24 protein-coding genes are annotated in these 18,056 nt (G+C 27.0%); 4 read left to right on the top strand and 20 right to left on the bottom strand.

The window, feature by feature from the left end; all coding sequences use genetic code 11:
- Positions 1-226: 226 nt before the first annotated feature.
- The 8 genes from CHL78_RS14385 to CHL78_RS14350 all read right to left on the bottom strand — a co-directional run bounded on the left by CHL78_RS14385 (position 227) and on the right by CHL78_RS14350 (position 6,434).
- Positions 227-877 carry an SdpI family protein gene (locus CHL78_RS14385; protein ID WP_094367111.1) on the bottom strand — a complete coding sequence of 217 codons (651 nt, stop codon included), beginning with the start codon at positions 875-877 and terminating at the stop codon, positions 227-229.
- Between the two features lie 300 nt (positions 878-1,177).
- Positions 1,178-2,329, bottom strand: coding sequence for a hypothetical protein (locus tag CHL78_RS14380; RefSeq protein ID WP_094367112.1), 1,152 nt, complete (start codon positions 2,327-2,329; stop codon positions 1,178-1,180).
- Positions 2,330-2,379: 50 nt separating this feature from the next.
- The gene (locus CHL78_RS14375) at positions 2,380-3,585 is read right to left on the bottom strand and encodes a hypothetical protein (RefSeq protein ID WP_094367151.1); all 1,206 of its coding nucleotides are present in this window, start codon (positions 3,583-3,585) and stop codon (positions 2,380-2,382) included.
- Between the two features lie 13 nt (positions 3,586-3,598).
- Positions 3,599-4,180 carry a hypothetical protein gene (locus CHL78_RS14370; RefSeq protein WP_094367113.1) on the bottom strand — a complete coding sequence of 194 codons (582 nt, stop codon included), beginning with the start codon at positions 4,178-4,180 and terminating at the stop codon, positions 3,599-3,601.
- A gap of 156 nt (positions 4,181-4,336) precedes the next feature.
- Entirely contained in the window at positions 4,337-5,194 is an 858-nt protein-coding gene (locus CHL78_RS14365; protein WP_094367114.1) for an ABC transporter ATP-binding protein, read from the bottom strand.
- A 31-nt stretch (positions 5,195-5,225) separates the two neighbouring features.
- Positions 5,226-5,522: a M56 family metallopeptidase gene (locus tag CHL78_RS14360; RefSeq protein ID WP_274541858.1), complete on the bottom strand. Its 297-nt coding sequence runs from the start codon at positions 5,520-5,522 to the stop codon at positions 5,226-5,228.
- A 79-nt stretch (positions 5,523-5,601) separates the two neighbouring features.
- Positions 5,602-5,967: a BlaI/MecI/CopY family transcriptional regulator gene (locus tag CHL78_RS14355; RefSeq protein WP_094367116.1), complete on the bottom strand. Its 366-nt coding sequence runs from the start codon at positions 5,965-5,967 to the stop codon at positions 5,602-5,604.
- A gap of 149 nt (positions 5,968-6,116) precedes the next feature.
- Entirely contained in the window at positions 6,117-6,434 is a 318-nt protein-coding gene (locus CHL78_RS14350; RefSeq protein ID WP_094367117.1) for a winged helix-turn-helix transcriptional regulator, read from the bottom strand.
- 105 nt (positions 6,435-6,539) lie between these two features.
- Here CHL78_RS14350 and CHL78_RS14345 point away from each other — a divergent pair, with 105 nt between their 5' ends.
- Complete coding sequence (locus tag CHL78_RS14345) at positions 6,540-7,076, top strand: flavin reductase family protein (RefSeq protein ID WP_094367118.1); 537 nt, start codon at positions 6,540-6,542, stop codon at positions 7,074-7,076.
- A gap of 131 nt (positions 7,077-7,207) precedes the next feature.
- Here the strand turns inward: CHL78_RS14345 and CHL78_RS14340 are convergent, their stop codons facing one another.
- The 8 genes from CHL78_RS14340 to CHL78_RS14305 form a co-directional block, all read right to left on the bottom strand.
- Complete coding sequence (locus tag CHL78_RS14340; RefSeq protein WP_094367119.1) at positions 7,208-8,059, bottom strand: penicillin-binding transpeptidase domain-containing protein; 852 nt, start codon at positions 8,057-8,059, stop codon at positions 7,208-7,210.
- A 45-nt stretch (positions 8,060-8,104) separates the two neighbouring features.
- Positions 8,105-9,322: a WD40/YVTN/BNR-like repeat-containing protein gene (locus CHL78_RS14335; protein ID WP_094367120.1), complete on the bottom strand. Its 1,218-nt coding sequence runs from the start codon at positions 9,320-9,322 to the stop codon at positions 8,105-8,107.
- A gap of 192 nt (positions 9,323-9,514) precedes the next feature.
- Positions 9,515-10,486 carry an arsenic resistance protein gene (locus CHL78_RS14330; protein WP_094367121.1) on the bottom strand — a complete coding sequence of 324 codons (972 nt, stop codon included), beginning with the start codon at positions 10,484-10,486 and terminating at the stop codon, positions 9,515-9,517.
- 141 nt (positions 10,487-10,627) lie between these two features.
- The gene (locus CHL78_RS14325; RefSeq protein ID WP_094367122.1) at positions 10,628-11,104 is read right to left on the bottom strand and encodes a DUF2975 domain-containing protein; all 477 of its coding nucleotides are present in this window, start codon (positions 11,102-11,104) and stop codon (positions 10,628-10,630) included.
- A 118-nt stretch (positions 11,105-11,222) separates the two neighbouring features.
- Complete coding sequence (locus CHL78_RS14320; protein WP_094367123.1) at positions 11,223-11,429, bottom strand: DUF4177 domain-containing protein; 207 nt, start codon at positions 11,427-11,429, stop codon at positions 11,223-11,225.
- 34 nt (positions 11,430-11,463) lie between these two features.
- A complete protein-coding gene (locus CHL78_RS14315; RefSeq protein ID WP_094367124.1) occupies positions 11,464-11,667 on the bottom strand; it encodes a helix-turn-helix transcriptional regulator in 204 nt (67 codons plus the stop codon).
- Positions 11,668-11,672: 5 nt separating this feature from the next.
- A complete protein-coding gene (locus tag CHL78_RS14310) occupies positions 11,673-12,035 on the bottom strand; it encodes a DUF3796 domain-containing protein (RefSeq protein ID WP_094367125.1) in 363 nt (120 codons plus the stop codon).
- Between the two features lie 228 nt (positions 12,036-12,263).
- Complete coding sequence (locus CHL78_RS14305; RefSeq protein ID WP_243446450.1) at positions 12,264-12,821, bottom strand: GNAT family N-acetyltransferase; 558 nt, start codon at positions 12,819-12,821, stop codon at positions 12,264-12,266.
- 144 nt (positions 12,822-12,965) lie between these two features.
- Here CHL78_RS14305 and CHL78_RS21010 point away from each other — a divergent pair, with 144 nt between their 5' ends.
- Together CHL78_RS21010 and CHL78_RS14295 are read left to right on the top strand one after the other, a co-directional pair.
- On the top strand, positions 12,966-13,139 hold the full coding sequence (locus CHL78_RS21010; RefSeq protein WP_199534064.1) for a hypothetical protein: 174 nt from the start codon (positions 12,966-12,968) through the stop codon (positions 13,137-13,139).
- Between the two features lie 140 nt (positions 13,140-13,279).
- A complete protein-coding gene (locus CHL78_RS14295) occupies positions 13,280-14,503 on the top strand; it encodes an MFS transporter (protein WP_094367127.1) in 1,224 nt (407 codons plus the stop codon).
- A 561-nt stretch (positions 14,504-15,064) separates the two neighbouring features.
- On the opposite strand, the gene CHL78_RS14290 is transcribed toward CHL78_RS14295, so the two are convergent.
- Both CHL78_RS14290 and CHL78_RS14285 read right to left on the bottom strand, forming a co-directional pair.
- Complete coding sequence (locus CHL78_RS14290; protein WP_094367128.1) at positions 15,065-15,367, bottom strand: hypothetical protein; 303 nt, start codon at positions 15,365-15,367, stop codon at positions 15,065-15,067.
- Positions 15,368-15,441: 74 nt separating this feature from the next.
- Positions 15,442-15,828 carry a hypothetical protein gene (locus tag CHL78_RS14285; protein WP_094367129.1) on the bottom strand — a complete coding sequence of 129 codons (387 nt, stop codon included), beginning with the start codon at positions 15,826-15,828 and terminating at the stop codon, positions 15,442-15,444.
- A gap of 345 nt (positions 15,829-16,173) precedes the next feature.
- On the opposite strand from CHL78_RS14285, the gene CHL78_RS14280 reads away from it, so the two are divergent.
- The gene (locus CHL78_RS14280; RefSeq protein WP_094367130.1) at positions 16,174-16,602 is read left to right on the top strand and encodes a DUF4829 domain-containing protein; all 429 of its coding nucleotides are present in this window, start codon (positions 16,174-16,176) and stop codon (positions 16,600-16,602) included.
- A gap of 111 nt (positions 16,603-16,713) precedes the next feature.
- Here the strand turns inward: CHL78_RS14280 and CHL78_RS14275 are convergent, their stop codons facing one another.
- Positions 16,714-17,442, bottom strand: a complete 729-nt coding sequence (locus tag CHL78_RS14275; protein WP_243446452.1) for a TIM barrel protein — start codon at positions 17,440-17,442, stop codon at positions 16,714-16,716.
- A gap of 36 nt (positions 17,443-17,478) precedes the next feature.
- Positions 17,479-18,054 (bottom strand): GNAT family N-acetyltransferase, encoded by a 576-nt coding sequence (locus CHL78_RS14270; RefSeq protein ID WP_094367132.1) that lies wholly within the window; start codon positions 18,052-18,054, stop codon positions 17,479-17,481.
- Positions 18,055-18,056: the final 2 nt, after the last annotated feature.

The raw sequence follows: 18,056 nt of genomic DNA, 5'->3' as shown, positions 1-18,056 counted from the left end.
TTATAGGTAACGCCATAATATTCTTGCCATTTTTACTTACTAAGGAGTATAAAGATGATGAATCAGCATCACTTAATATTTAATATCAGCTTTTATTGAATTATTAATCAAGTATATTAATCGTTATATTACTATTTAAAACAAGTATATTAAAGACACTTTATTTCTAAAGTGTCTAATTTTTTATATATTATTTACTTGCATTAGTATTTTATTATTACTCTAGCTAATCATTATGTTTTAATCTATAAATCTTATTTGCATAAATAATAGGAATAATAGTATCCACTGCTAAGATAATAAAAGTGATAGTAGTTGCATAATTAAAACTACTCCATGAGATTATAATTAATGCTAATATTCCAGTAATAACCCAAAGCTTTCCTGCCATTTTGTGAGTTTTATACCATACTTCTTCATCATCTAAAGTAGCTTTTACTCTTATTCCAAATGCAGGATTTGGAGATGTCTTATGCATAAAAGTTCCCATTATTATAAACATTATAGGAAGTATCCAGTTAGGCATATTAGAGGTTAAATTTCCATTTATATTTTCTGAATTTGTGTAAGCATTATATAAGAAAAATAGGTTTAATATATTCATTAAAAGGAATATAAAGTTATTTACCTTCTTATTTGACTTTGAGTTGATATCATATTTATCATCTCTCTTACTTAAATATGGAATTAAGAATGCCGTTATAATACAAAGTAAAGGAATTATAAGTATTTCATATTTACTTCCGTAACGATCTACACTTCCTCCTAATCCATAATGAACAGGAGTTTGTCCTGGTAAGTATGGTAAAACCATTAAAGTTATTATAATTGGTAAAATAGATAAAAACCAATATAGCTTTCCTATTTTCTTATACATAGTATTTCCTCCTTCTTGAATTGAAATATCCACATCATAGCATCTTCAAATACCGAAATATTAAGTTGATAGTATATGAAGTTCTGTTATCTTTAACCCAATTATATCAACCTTTATAAATAATAAAATAATATTTGAATAACATACAGAAAAAGCTACCTCAAATACAGTATTTAAAAGTCTTTACCTGTAGCAATTCTATTTCTATAATCAGTATACTATTGTAAATATATATCTTAATACTCAATACCAATCCTGAAATTAAGTCAGATAATGCTTTAATAATTATGAATTAATTTATTATTTTAATGTACTAGATAGCTTTTTATTTGATATAACTACTGTCAAAATAATAAATACTATACAAGCTATAAATGATACTAAAGTAACTAAGGTATAAGTAGGTATGATTTTACCAAATACATTGTAAATCTCAGGATAAAGATAATAATGTTTAAAGTTAGTCATACTATATGGTACAAAGTTCTTGAAATAATGATTAAAATAAAACTTATTATTAGGTAGCATAGTCATTATTCCCAAAATAAAGGTTACAACTACTGCAGATGATAAAATCTGCTCTGATACTGATGAAACTAAAAGTGTTATAGCTACTAACACTAACATTGCCATAAATCCTACTACTACATTTATTAAGTACTGCTCAAAATAAGTTATATTGTATGGACAAAAGAAGTAATTCACACTACTTTGGATAGGTAAATTAGCTCCCTTAAATCCAAGTATCAATAATTTTGAAAGTGAAAATATAAATATTGCTGTAGTATAAATTATAGCACCTACCCTAAATCCAGTTATTATTCTAGCTTTAACTAAATCACACTTACCATGCTTAGTCGCAGTATATATTTCTTTCATTCTTGTTTTTGGATCCTCTCCAAATATAGATAAAATAATGAATGGAATAATAAATATAACAACTGTCACAAAGTCTGTCATATCATTATTTAAATTTTTCCATCCTTCTGTATAACCTAGTTGTATAGGTGTATTTAGCTTTTTCCCAATATTAGCAAAAGTTTCTTTATCCTCTTCTCTAGCTGCCTTAATCTTCATAGATTTGAAATTTGATACCCTTTGACTATAGAAGTTACTTATATCTTTATCTGTAAGATCCTCGACCTTCTTTTCATAATTCAATGCAATTAATGTAACTAGATTTGAATTATATAAATATTTACTTTTATCTTTTCGCTCTACAACTTCTTTTATAGTCTTTTCATCTAATAGTTTATTGTGTTTATCTAGCTTTGATTCTTTTAGATTATCCTTGCTATATATAATAATATTTCCTGATGGATCGTATACATTGTATTTTCTCAAGGATGATAAACTATTAAAAATAGAAAATATTAAAATTATTATAGAGATTATAAGATAAGATTTACGGCTTAATATCCTTTTACTTTCAACTCTTATAATTTCTTTCATTTATTTTAACCACCTAGTCTAATATTTTTATTTTTTATATCTGATGTTATCTAATTTAACTTATATCTCTTATACTGCCTTACTGTTAATACTCTTACAATAATCATATATACACATCCTAGTACTAAAAATGCTAATGTATAAGGAATCATCAGGTCTCCTATAAAATAAAACACTTCATACCCAAGGCTAACTCTAGAATAGTACATAGGATTAAGTTGTAGTTGTAGAGGATTATCTGTATATGTTAATCTTATAAGCAACCATATACTTGATAAAGATAAAAGTGTGGCTAGTTTTGAATATCTCACTTTTATAGATATATACATAACTAGATTAGCAACTAATAGTGTTGATAAAAGCCCCTTCCCTATCATAATTAAAAGACCTGTACCTAAGCTTATATTGTATAAACAAGTATGCCATACATTTTGTATAGATTGATTCCATCCTTGTAGTGATCCTATCGCTCCATGCTCTATAAATAGTATCCCTACAAATATTATATAGACTACTACTGCAAATATATTTCCTGCAATAATTCTTGCATTCATATTTTTCTTTCTTCCAAATTTAGAGGATAGTGTAAGTTCATCTATTCCATTATTGCTATCTTTAGAAAATAGTGAACTCAGAGCAAATCCTACAACAGCAATTACAAAGTAAATTTGCTCTGTATATTGCCATATTAAATAAGATATTCCTTCATAATAATCTACCTTAAAAGGAGTATCTATTTTATTTATTTTTTCAGTTATCTTATTCATCTGATTATCTGTATATTTAAACCAATTCTTTTGTAAATCAAATTGTATAGCATCAATTGCAGATCTTTTATATTGATTATAAAAGTCTTTTTCTGATTTTAAAAAGTCAAAATCTAGATTCATGTAAATATTAAAATTATCCTTACCATAATTAGCAAAGTTCGCAATATGATTTGAAGCATCATACTTAGTAAGATAATTTCCAAGCTTATCTTCATGCTCTAGCTTTTCTTTACTTGAATTAAACTTTTTAACTAGATTATCTAGGTAGCCTTGATCCATAACTCCTCTCGTATCTTTAGCCTCATTTTTTACTATTCTAAAAGCTTTAAACCCTGTTATTATCTCACCATCACTATTAATTCCTCCATGGTTACTGTAATAAGCCAGAAAATTAAGCGCTGTACTAACTACAACAAGTGATATTACAGATATTATAGTGAGTTGAGTCCATATTTTTCTAAATTCAAATTTTACTAATTCTTTCATAATATTGGCACCCCTACTTTTTATAGCTATTTCCATTATGTACTATCTTCCATGGGCTATCCTTTGAATCTCTTACCAAAATTAAATAGCTATATATATCATCTTTTTCAGTTTCATATTCATAAGTCATTATATTCTCATTATCATAGCCACTAGCTACCCCTTTATCATCAACATCATAAATTTCATTTATTCTTGGATCGATACATATTGATGTATCATACTCATATATAGGTCTTTTAGGAATCTTTAATTCATTTTCAATATAATCATGTGTAACTTCTGAAAGTTGTTTCCAATTTTCCATTGGTTCATTACTGAAATCAGGAATATTTTCACTTTGACCTGGCAAATTAGATCCATTATCTGAAATTATGGTTGTTGATCCATCTTTAACTGTAACGCTATCTTTTCTCGCTTTTCTTATAATTGCAAGTGCTTTATCTATTTCTGTATCTCTTTGGTCTTCTGGAAGTCTATCTATTGTGTCTCCATCTACAATATTTACCTCTCCACTTCTTGAACTACATCCCACACTCAATGTTAAACTCATTAGTATTGCTCCCATTATTATTACTTTTTTTGATTTTTTCATATTATCAACCTCTCATTATTTTTTTAACATATCTATATATTTTACTTCCTTTAAGATATCTAATTAGACTTAGAAGTAATTATTGATTAAGAATAGTTTTTGCTAAGCTTATAAATAGATCATTACTTAGAAGTAATTAGCTTGCAAATAATCTATTTAAAGACAGTTAGATACATAATAGTCCTCTAAGCTTGGCTCTAAGTGTTTATTTATAACACCCTCATATTCTTCTCCCACATATCTTACGCGTATGCTTTGTCTTTCTTGTTTTCTATGTATTACTTTTCTATCTTGACTTATTTTATTGAATGTCTCTTGGTTAACTAATGCTTCCCATACTTTGCCTCTAACTTTCTCTACTAGGTTGTCAATATTGTCAGATTCTACTACTTCTCCTTTGTTTATTATTATTAAATCATTTGCTATTGCTTCTATGTCAGATAAAATATGTGTTGATAGTATAACTATTTTATCCTTTGACATAGCACTTATAATATTAGAAAACCTTATCCTTTCTTTTGGATCAAGCCCTGCTGTTGGTTCATCAAATATTAGTATCTTAGGGTCATTGAGTATTGCTTGTGCTATACCTATTCTTCTTTTCATACCTCCTGAAAATGACTTTACTTTTTTGTTTGCTACATCTTCTAAGTTTACAAATTTTAAGACTTCTAAAATCCTTTTATCTAATTTATCTTTTTCAATCCCTTTTAATGTCCCCATATATTCTAAGAACTCTTTTGCTGTAAAGCTTGGAAATACATTATAATCTTGTGGCATATATCCTATTATTTCTCTATACTTTTCATCAAGTTTTACTATATCCTCTCCATCAAATGTAACACTTCCTTTTGTTTGAAAATCAATAGTCGTAAGTATTCTCATAAGAGTACTTTTACCCGCTCCATTTTCTCCAAGTAATCCATATGTACCTGATTTCATTGTGATATTTATGTTTTTTAATGCTTCTTTGTTTCTATATGATTTATATAGATCTTCTATTTTTAATTCCATATTACTCCTCCTATACTTCTATTCTCTTGTATTAAATCTGTGCTATAGGTATTATTATTCTATTTTTTATGATACCTATTAAAGCAGGTGAAGAAAGCCCGTCCACTTTAAATACGTTAATATCTCTTTTTATGTTTAAAGCCTTCTTTTGCTCTTGCAAGCTTTTAATTATTACCTCATCCGTAACTATGTAAGTTATATTTTGTATTTTACTATGGAATATAATCTGTTTGTAAATACTCTTTATAGCCAAATACAAGGCTCCAATTATCCAAATATAAAACATAATTTTAGTATAATTATTTATATTGATAGCTTCTATATTTATAGATGATATATTTTTTAAAGTAGTCTTATTTGCTCTATTAAATAATTCATATTATCACCTTTTAAGCCACCACGTGGCGCTACCTATTTTTTATCCAATCTTCTAATGATCTAATATCGTCTTCAGATATATCCTTTGAATCATCAAGGGCTGATATAATACTTGATAAGGAGTTACCATGGACAAAGCTAAAGAAATTTTGAGTTTCAAATTTTAAATACTCTTCACTACTAATAATCGTAAAATAAAATGTTAATCTACCTTCCTTTTCTTGTCTTAAGAACTCTTTTTCAACTAGTCTAATAAGAGTCTTTGATGTAGTACCCTTGGACCAATCATATTCTTCACTCATGAATTTTATAATCTCAACTGAGGCTACTTTACTATTATTTTGAGCCCATATAAACTTCATAACTTGAAGTTCTGTTCTAGGAATTTTCTTCAAATCTAATTTCCTCCTCTTTTTACGGCGTTTGTCTACTATTCATTTTAAAGATAGTAGACATCTGCCTACTTCTTATTTAAAGTATAGTACGACATCTGTCTACTGTCAATTAATATTTTTTTAATTAAAAATCTAATATGCAAATAACATTAATCATTGATATGTTCATTACCCCATTTGCATAGACATTCCAACACAGGCATAATTGTTAATCCTCTTTCTGATAAAGAGTATTCTACTTTTGGAGGAACTTGAGGATATTCTTTACGAATAATTAAATTATCTGCTTCTAATTGTTTCAACTGCGTACTAAGCATCTTGTGAGTAACTGTTCCAAGTGAACGTTTTAGCTCACTATATCTAAGAATTTCTTTTTTCCAAAGCCAAAATAATATGTGCATTTTCCATTTACCATCAATCAAAGACATTGCATAAGCAAACGGTACTACATTTACATCATTGTTCATTCTTTACTCTCCTTTTTGATAGTATCTAACTAAAAAGTGCATACTTGCTACTAATTACATATTAATTTATCATAGAGATAACAAATATTCAAGGAGGATGATATTATGAAAAAAGAGATACAAGTATTTGATTATGCAACTGAAATTATGAAAGCTATTGAGAAAGGTGTTTTGTTAACAACAAAGGCAGATGGCAAAGTTAACACTATGACTATTTCATGGGGTACTCTTGGAATTGAATGGGGAAAACCAATTTTTACAGCTTTCGTAAGAGAGAATCGCTTTACAAAACAACAACTTGAGAGAAATCCTGAATTTACTATAAATATACCACTTGGTGATTTTAACAAGAAAATATTAGGTGTTTGTGGTACTAAATCTGGTCATGATACTGATAAAATTAGTGAGCTTAACTTGACGCTTGAGTCACCAAATAATATTTCAGTTCCAGCTATTAAAGAACTTCCACTGACACTTGAGTGTAAGGTTATATATAAACAAAAGCAAGACGAGAATGAGATTACTGAAGAAGATAAATGCAAGTTTTACCCACAAGATGTAGAAAGCTCATTCTATGGAGCTAACAGAGATTTCCACATAGCTTACTATGGTGAAATTGTTAATGCATATATTGTAGAATAGTATATTTTTGAATTATCTTATAAGGCAACAAAAATAGTTAGAACTATTGGAGTAATCATCCAAAGTCTAACTATTTTTAATATACTCTAATTCATAATATGTTAATATTATAAACTCTATTGTATAGTTTATTAACTATTATAGTGTTTCTTTATAATATCTAAAGCTATGCTCTTCGCTACTGAGCCGGCTAGTTCTTGACTTTTATCGTCTATACGTACAGCGAAGTAAGTTCTTTTATCATCTTTTTCAATAAACCCTGTAAACCAAGAGTTTGTATGTTTTGCACTACCAGTCTTTCCATACACTGAGTAGTTTTTATTACTTTCAACTAACATAAAGTCCTTAACTAAATCAACATGCTTAGGTTCAAATGATGATTTGCCTTCAAATATAGTTTCTAATACTTTTATTTGTTCAAGTGGTGATATTTTTAAGGATGATGATATCCAAAAAGTATTGTGTCCATATTCATTCCAATCACTAATATCACTATTACCATATTTTAAATCTGTTAATTTATTTTGTACATATTCCTTATCTAATGAATCCATAATTTTTTCATAGTACCACACACAAGATTCTTTGAAAGCTTCTTCAAATGTAATATCTTTGTTCCACTCTTCTCTCCAATGTACTTTACCATCATATCCTAGCTTTGAGTCTGCTGAGCTTACTACATTTTGAGATAGTCCCATTAAAGAGTTAATAATTTTAAAGGTAGAGTATGGAGATATTTGTTCGTTTAGTAAATCTTTGTTGTATATATTGTATGTATTATAATCTGGGCTAAAGAATAAAGCACAACCATTTATTCCATCAAAACTATCACTATAATCTACTTCATTTTCTGTAGGTGTTGTTTGTATTGCTTCACGGTTTAATTCTTTGTTGTCATTTGGTTTATCATTTTCTGCTTTAATACTGCACCCTGTTAGGCTTATGCTTATTACTATTGTCGTTAGTATCGCTAGTTTTTTCATTCACTATCTTCTCCTAGTTTAATTATGATTGCAACTACTACAAGTTTATTTTGCTATATCCTCACTATATACCCAAGTCAATCCCTTATCCTTAGATACAAAATTAATTATTTTATCATTATCTCTAAGCTTTACTGGCAGTATCCCTATATCGTCTTTGAACTTAGGCGAAAGAGGTGTAGCATAATCTGATGCATATTCATATGGAAGATGTACTTCGATCTTATTCCAAGTATCACCTGCATCATCTGTTCTGTATACAGTTGGATTATTATCACTTTCATATCTAAATCCAACAAACCCTACTTTATCATCTAAAAAACCAATACCTGTAACCACACGATGGTATACTTCATTGGTATTTCCAATTTCACTCCATGTTTTTCCACCATCTTTAGTTGTATAAATATAATTATATTGAGTTCCCATAGCAACATCAGTAGTAAAAGCAAAGTAGCCTACATCCTCTGAACTAAATCCTATGTATAAATCACCACCCTGATAAGCGCCATCTAAAGTAAACTCACTCCAAGATTTACCTTTATCGTTACTTATAGTTATTAATATGTCTGATTGATTTGTAGATATAAAAGCTGTCTTCTCATGAGATATATAGTAAGTGTTTTCTTTCAATATTGGTTTTATTATTGCAGGTGCTTCTTCTGGATTTTCATATTGTGGTTCTTTTACATTTGAAAGTATATAGTCTGTTGAAATAGGAACCTTTACCCAATTTCTTTCATTATCATAAGTTAACATTATTTCTTGTGCATTTGCACTGTATCCTATTCCTTCTATTTTTTCATATTCCTCATTATTTACTTCCTCTTTTATTTTATCTAGCTCCTCATTGTTCTTGTTTGAGTAGTTTAATAATTTTAGATTTTTTGTGGATGCTTCATCGCCTTCTGCTATTATTTTGTAATCATTCTTGTTTATTTTCTTTATTCTCATTGTGTGTACTGCAGAAGTATAATCATTTTCTCCATTTACATCAACATTAAGTTCAAAGTATACTAGAGCTACAAATTCTTTACTATCTCCTGCTATTAGAACTGTTTCAGTTGGTGTGTATTTGGCTTTCATATTTTGGCTAGCGTATGTTTGTTCACCCTTTTTTATATATGTTTCAAACATATGGTTGGTAACTTCAACTAACTTTTTCATCTGATTTTCTTTATATGCTGAATATAAAGGTAGCGAAATAAGTATTATTCCAATTATAATTAGTGTACTTATTATGATTCTTTTCTTGCTTTTCATGTTTTATTCCCCCTCCTTATTTTTCTGTATATATATTAGACATGTATTTTCTATAAAACGTTTTAAATATTTTCATATATTAGAAATTTTTCTAAAATAAGATGTTATTTTATCTTACAGATCTTTTGAGAATACAAAAAGGAGGAATAATTTAAGTATTACTCCTCCCTTACTTTACAATATTTCTTTGATTTAACATTTTAAATTTTTCTCATTAACCTTCATGTTTAGTAAGATTTTAGAAATCAAAAATAATATAGGCAATTCTATCAAAGGACCTATTATAAGTGCTAATGATATTAGTGGTTTGTCCGGAAATGTTGCTACAGCAATTGCCAAAGCAATTGGTGAGTTTCTGGCAAGTGTAGTTAAATTTAATGAAACACTATCTTCATAATTTAACTTAGTAACCTTACTCATTAATCTTCCAACAATAAAATTAATAATAAAAAATAATAATATTGGTACTAATAAAATTAATAATACTTGGAGATTTTGTAAAAGTATCTTCCCCTGTGAAGAAAACATACTTATTATAGCTAAGTTTAAGAAATATCCTTGGTAATCACAAGCTTTTGGAACAACTTTTTCATCAAAGTTATCCTTTCCTATTTTACTTATGATAACTTTTCTAGCTATAATCGAGCATAATAAAGGTACTATCAAGCTATATATAACACCTTTTGCCAAACTCATTGTATCTATATCTACACTCGTTCCTCCTATAATAAATATGTATATTGGAAGTAATAATAACTGTAATATTAGATTTAGAGGTAATATAGATGACCCAAGAGCTACATTTCCTTTCGCTATACCAGTAAATATTAAATACCAGTCAGTACATGGTGTAACCATTAGCATAATATATCCTATTAACAACTCAGGATTATTGCTTAAAAATGACCTACCTAAAATAAAAATAATAATTGGTGTCCATATAAAATTGATACTTACTGCAGTTAATGTAAATTTTAAGTTTTTAAATGAGCTACCAATATCTCTTAATGGGATTTGTACAAATACCAAAAATAGCATTATCATTAAAAATGGAGTTATTAAGTATTCGGAATAAATTTGTATAAATTCTATTTGACCTATTAATATACCTATTGCAACCATAAACAAAATAATTAAACTTTGAAATTTATTAACATCTTCCATAATGTTCTCCTTTCATTTTTATAATTGAAATATATTATCATTATATCATAATTATCATTTATGAGAGTAGCTAGGTGTATACTTTTATTTTTTAATACAACAAAAGCACCTAGCTTTTACTAAGTGCTACATAATATTCTTCTATATTGTTAAGTCGTTATCTTCTTTTATTTTTATAGCTTTGTAGAATATCTCAGCAATTACAAAACACATTAATGCTGAAACAAAGCATATAATCATAGTTGGAGTTATTGCTCCATTGTTACTTGCCAAGATCTGTATATTACCAATATTTTGACTTCCTTTATAACCTATAATAAGTTCAAAAGCACTATTAATAAATAAACAATATCCCATAGTTTTAAAGTTCTTTACATTATCAAATATAAATGGAGTCGTATTTGTTGTTTTTATCATAGCTAATAATTTTCTAATTACTATAAAGTAGTTGAATATATACCACGTATTAAAAAATAAATTTACTAACATTAAAAAGCTAAAATCAGATGTAAGTGCTGATATAAATGCTGTTGGTAAAAATATAATTATCACACCAAAACTTGCTAGTGCTAGATATAAAAAAGCTAACAAAGTATTTCTTAAAAAACTAGTATTCATAAATATTATCTCCTTAAAATATAAAGTATATATTAATTGTATACTTTATATTATCGTTTAGCAATAAATATTTACTTTTTTATAATATATTTTTTCTGTTTTATAACTTTTTTCAGAATTAATTTATTTCTTTCTCAAAAATAATTTGGTAACAATACGGAACACTTAGACCCTTATTTTCATTTGTAGGAATAATAACCTGCTTTAATCTCCACCCATTTTTAGCCTCTCTATGAATGATACTTTTACATTCTTCAAAAGTATCACCAGGCTTAACTTTAAATCCTTTCTTTAATGGCACTTCCATAAATTTATACTCATACATATAAATCCCCCCTAAGGATGAGTTTAGTAACTAATTAAAATTCAAAAATAAATAATTCTTCTATGGGAGTATTTAGCTCCCTTGATATTCTAACAGCTAATTCAAGTGAAGGATTATATTTGGCATTTTCTAAACGAGCTATAGTTTCCCTTCTAACATTAACTTTATTGGCTAACTCTTCTTGAGTTAATTCATTAAATTGACGATATCTCTTTAAATTACTACTAAACTTTGTCATAGTTCTTAGTTCCCTGTATCAAATTTGTAAGTTAAAAATGCCCATAAATTCACTGATATTGCAAAAGTAAGTGCTATTATTAATACTTGCATTCTATAAAGTGTTAATATATCTACTGTATATAGCCTAATTAATACGCTTGCTACAATTGCTAGTACAAATCCTGTATAAAGAGCTATTGAACCTGCTCGTTGTTTATTATAAATTAAGCGCTCATCTTCGCAACTTCCTAGTTTGTTCCACCAAATATGAGAAAGTTGTGCAAAGAAGCCAAAATATAACAGACCTAATGGGTCACCGTTTAATTTTTTAAAACCTAGAAATCCAAATAATGCAAATAAAATACAGTACTTGTTTAATGCTTTCATAAATAAATCCCCCTTTGTTAATGTGATATATTTATATCTCTATATTACATATATATCACATTGACTTTTATATTATGACTGAAATGTTCAATTCCTTAATTAATTTAATAAAGGCTCTATTAGACAATTATATAATAAGTAAGAAATAAAACATCTATAACTATACAAAAATATCCAAAGTTTAGATGTTTTTATATAGTTTACTAATTTTACTCTAAAAATTGGAATTTATAAACGATTTTTCTGTAGCTGCCAGTCACTTCTACTACAAACATACTCAAATGATTTAAACGTTTTATTAAGCGATTCTGAATAGAATATACCTTCTTGTTCAATGGTAAAGCCACATTTTTCAATCAATCGTTTAGATGATTTATTATTTTGAAAACAACAAGCATATATATATTCTATTTCTTTAGAAAATAGATAATCTAGAATCTGATAAATCACTTCTGTCATTATTCCTTGATTATGGTAATTACTATTCAGTACAAATCCCAATTCCTTTGTATCATCTCTTCCGTTCTCAGAATCGCTGTTTACTGTTATATGACCAATCACTTTTTTATTTTCTTTATTTTCTATTGCAAAAATGTTACTGTTTTTAATATTTCTATATAATATTTCTTTTGATTCTAACATATTACTATGATGCTTCCATCCAGCCATTTCTCCAACACCTTCTTGACTACAGTAATTATGTAAATCCTCTAAGTCCTTCTCTTCAAAATTACGAAGAACTGTTCTGTCAGTTTCTAATTCCATATATTTCACTCTCTCTTTCAAATCCCTATTTATCTATATGATATCAAAAGTGTAGTTACTTGGCATTATATAAAAATTGCGGTCTTCATAACACAAGAAAAGGTTGATAAGGGAATACAGAGGCTATCAAAGCTCAAAATCCTATTAATTTTAATAAGATTGTAAATGAAAGTGGTATTACAAAAAACATTGTATGACAATGAAGATATTAGAAAGCGTATTGAAACTCTTAGGCACCATCAATCACAAGGTAAAATAGTAATAAATGATAATAATAAAGATGCGATTATTGCAAGTTTAAAAAGTAAAATCAAAAGACTTGAAGAAGTAAATGTATGATTATTTTATGTATTCACGAAATCATCTGTTTTAGTGGGTACTTTGAAAATTATATATCAAGAGATTTATATTGTCATAGTATTTGTATTAATATACCATTATAGATAGTATTTAATTACTATATTTTAAGGGGGACATCTATGAAATTATGGAATCGGAACTTTTTTTTACTATGGCAGGGTCAATTGGTATCTATATTTGGAGATGCATTGTACTCAATGGCTTTAGGTTTTTGGGTATTGCAAGAAACTGGCTCAACTACAATTATGGGTAGTATTATGGCTTTAGTTACAATACCTAGAATAATACTAGGTCCTTTTGCAGGTGTTATAGTAGATAGATGTGATAGGAAAAAGTTAATTATACTTGGGGATTTAATAAGAGGAATCGGAATATTAATTATCGCTATATTAGCACTAAATGGGTTATTAAAAGTATGGATGGTAATGCTAATGGGAATAGTACTTGGAATATGTTCATCTTTCTTTAATCCATCAATACAGTCTGTACTTCCAGAAATAGTCCCAAATGATAAATTAATTAAGGCAAACTCATCATATCAAATGGCAACGACAGGAGCAGATATAATTGGTCAATCTATAGGTGGTTTTCTATATACAGTCATCGGAGCACCTTTGATGTTTTTAATTAATTCAGTCTCATACATATTTTCGGCTTTTACTGAAGGGTTTATCACAATTCCTAAAATAAAAAGAAAAAATATAAATATAACTTTTAAAGAAGATTTCATGGAAGGTATAAAATTTATATTAAAATTTAAAGGTTTAGTTAGAAGCTTAATTATGGCTTTCTTTATAAATTTTCTATTTGGAATGATAAGAGTTTTAATAATACCTTGGTTTTTATCTAACCCTTATCTTGGAATTACTAAATATGGAATTTTAAATGGATTTCAAAGTTTTGGATTTTTAATAGGTACATTTGTATTATCATTTGTAAATATTAAGTCAACTCATAAATATAATGTCTATATTTTTTCAATAATAACTTTTGTATCGCTTATAGGATTTAGTGCATTTACAAATAACTTCATAATAATAATAATATGCTTTACAACTGCATTTGGATTCATGTTTGTATTCAATACACTTGCAAACTCAACCATAATGGAGCTAACACCATCAGATAAAAGAGGAAAGGTATTTGCTACAATAGGTACCTTAGCAATGGCTATTTCACCTATTGGAAATTTTGTTGGAGGCGTATTAGGTGAATTTATGAATCCAAGAGCTATTATAATAGGAAGTGCCATAGTGGGACTTATTGTTATATGTAGTATTGTTGTGAATCCAGAGATGAAAAAGTTTCTAAATTATGATAATGAAAAAATAGATATTTTTTAAATCTTATTGTATTGAAAAGTAAGTTAAAGTTTGGTCGACTTAATGAACAATTTTAATATGTTGTGAATTTATATAATCTTTTTAACGTAATCATCCCTCTTATACTTATTAAAATCACTTGAATACTGTAATATTGCTATTTTCTACTAATATACTTTCTATATCCTATTAAATTAGGATATAGCAAGTATCTAGATGATATTGCATCTATAAATCAAACTCTTCATTTGTAAAACTATTTATATTTTCTCTAAGCATATCAGCAATTCCATAAGTAGCTACATGTATAGTTTTTTGAATTTCATTGTCATCCATCAGTTTTTCAATATCATCATATAAAGTGCTAACCCCTGTTTGTTTATTTTCAAAATTGATGTCTATACCGTAAAAATCATATATATACTCCCGTTAATTATTTATGTAAACTTATAGTTACCTCATTAAGTAATTCTATAATTTCATTTAAATCATCTTTTTTAGCTAATCATATCATAAATCTCCCATTAACAGATTCCTATTTTAAGCATACAATTTCTAAATTTAGTGAAACCGTTTGTTTTATTAAGGTTTAGGATAATATTTAGTTAAAATAAGGCTTATAACTGCACCAGATACAATAGCTAATATCATAGCTACTTCATAAATAAACATACTTAGCACTCCATAAATTATAACTGTTAATGTAACTGAAATACATTGTGCATTTAAGTGCTTACTATATAACATTTTATATTTTTCATCATATATACCATTAGCTACTGCTTCTTCTGTGTACTCATTAAGTTTTTTTATTTTATATACTCTATTATAAATAATATAAAACACTACCGAACCCAATAAAGTCACTACTAAATTGTTAATCATTATAAATCTCCCGCTTCATTAAATTTAGTCATAATTTCATTATTCAAAACTAATAGGAAAAATCACCTATATTTTTAAGTTAAAAAATAATAATTTATTATAATTATTACTATTATTACAATCATTTGAAATCCAAAATCATATAATATATATTTTCGTGTATCAGTATTTTCATCTTTAGTATCTAGATAGTTCAACGTATATTTATTACGAATTACTTCAGTTATAGTTAATATTATTATTAATAATACTAGTCTCTTATTAGAATATGGAATAATCAGTAGTATAAATATAGATATTGAATCAATAATTCTTAATCTTTTAATTTTCTTAATTCCTTTTATTTCATTAAGATATTCTTTGTTTGGATTTAACTTTCTTTTTAATAAATATCTTCCTAAAAATGGTACAAGTATTAGTACTCCTAATAAAATAATCAATACAAAATATATATTATCCATTCTCCCCCCTCCTTGCAAATATACGTTAATTTAATTGTAACATAAACTTCATCACAATATATTTACAATAAAACAGATTTTTTGAAACAACAAAATAGAGTAATAGTTTTGCTACTATTACTCTCACTTATTTGCAATATAATAACTTGCATAAGTAATTATAACTACTATTAGAAATAGATTCATTGAATTAACTTAAAAACAAGCAATTGTATTTCAAATTAATGAAACTACTTTGTAATTGGAAAATAATTGAATATTATGTATAATATAATCAAAGTTCGCAATTGTTATATAATACGAAATAATGGTACAATATTTTTAGTAAATAAAGGGGGATTACTTATGAAAAGAATAGCTATATACTTAAGTATGATTTTACTTATATTTTCATTAGTTGGTTGTAATCGAAATGATGAATCTACTAATATTAAGATTGATATTGGAGAATCTACTAAATTTAGTGAAGAAGAGATAAATAAGGCTGTAGAGTGCTTAAAAAGAAACTTTGATTTTGAAGCTAGTACCTTAACTAAAATATCTTATAATGAGGAAATATCTAATACTGCTATTAAAAATTATTTAGAATTTGGAAATGGAGCTGAGAATAAAGTCAAAGCTGAAAATGTTATAGCTTTAGTATCTGACTTTGAGGTAGATGATTCAGGTGATAATCCTGTTTTAAATCCAGGAGAAACTTATACTAATTATAATTGGATTTTAATTAGAGATGATAAAAATAGTGGTTGGGAAATTGATGAATGGGGATTTTAGCAATTTATAGTAAATTATAGAAATAACCACACCCTTGAATCCAATATATTGGAAATACTAAGGTGTGGTTATTTTTATGCTATATTTACCACTAAGAGGGATAACATAGCCTTATTTTTTATTAATAATATGCTCAATAATTCTTTTAGAATTAACAATATCTAAATCATCATTGGCTATTTCTAATATTATTTTACCTTCATAATTACTCAATATATTATTAAAGATATATTCAAAGTCTATTTCTCCATGCCCAATAGCTAAATGTTCATGAACAACATTAAAATGTTTATCTGCTATATGTAATATCTTTGGTTTTTTACAACTTACCATATCTCGTATATGATTCATATTATCAATGTGAGCTATGTCTAATATAAATTCTAGCTCTTCATTTTGACTAAATATCTTTTTTATTTCATGTGTATCTGTAAATATTGGGTCTAACTTACTATTATTCTCTAAAAACACAGTTATACCATGCACTCTATATGTGTATAGGGCAAATTTAACACTTCTATCTAATTTATCTAAGGTATTTTCATTTATAACTTCATTTTCACATATAGGATGAATTATAATCTCTTTTTGTTCTAATTCTTTCAGTATATCTAATAATTTTGGTATATGTTCTTCAAATTCATTTATATTTAAAACAGCATGTATTATTGTCGGAAATTTATACTGCTTTATTGTACTTATAAAATCCTCATCCTCTTTATGCAGACAAAGCCCCCTATTGTCATACCATAATTGCATAAAGTCAAAATTATTCTTTGTAGCAAATTCAACTTCATCTTTATATCGGTTAAAAAATCTTGCTAAACATCCTATCTCCACCAAATCTACTCCCCCCTTTATTAATAACAATAATTGTTATTTTAGTTGATCTATCTTATCTTTTAAAGCATCCCAATCTTTTTTTAATAAATCCATATACACTACATCAGAAAATCGTCCAGATCTGCTATCAAAATAAGCCTCTCTAATAATTCCAATCTTTTTAAATCCTAATTTTTCATATAACTGTTGAGCTCTTTTATTATCTATCATAGTAGTCAGTTCTATTTTATTTAGATTTAAAAACCTAAACATAAAATCTACAAAATGATATAAAGCATCTACTCCATAACCCTTACCTTGTTCCTTGATATTGCAAATCTTTATACCTAATTCAGCCTTCTGATTCCTACTATCCCAGTTGCTATAATTAATTTCTCCTATTGGAATAAATCCATCTTTTTTACAAATAATGAATCTTTTATCAGTAGAAAACATAACTGTATTTTCAATCTCTTTAAAAATATTATTTCTTATTGATTCCCTACTCTGTAAAGTTCCAAATACATGAGTAGCATGTTCCATTAGCTCTCCATCATTCCACCATTTATATAAATACTCTTCATCCCCTAATTCCACTGGTCTTATTATCAAGTTTTTGCAATTAATCATGT

It is taken from the genome of Romboutsia weinsteinii (genome assembly GCF_002250835.2).
Taxonomy (GTDB): domain Bacteria; phylum Bacillota; class Clostridia; order Peptostreptococcales; family Peptostreptococcaceae; genus Romboutsia_A; species Romboutsia_A weinsteinii.
The sequence above is the reverse complement of the archived record's forward strand: the minus strand, read 5'-3'. Positions and strand labels throughout refer to the sequence as shown.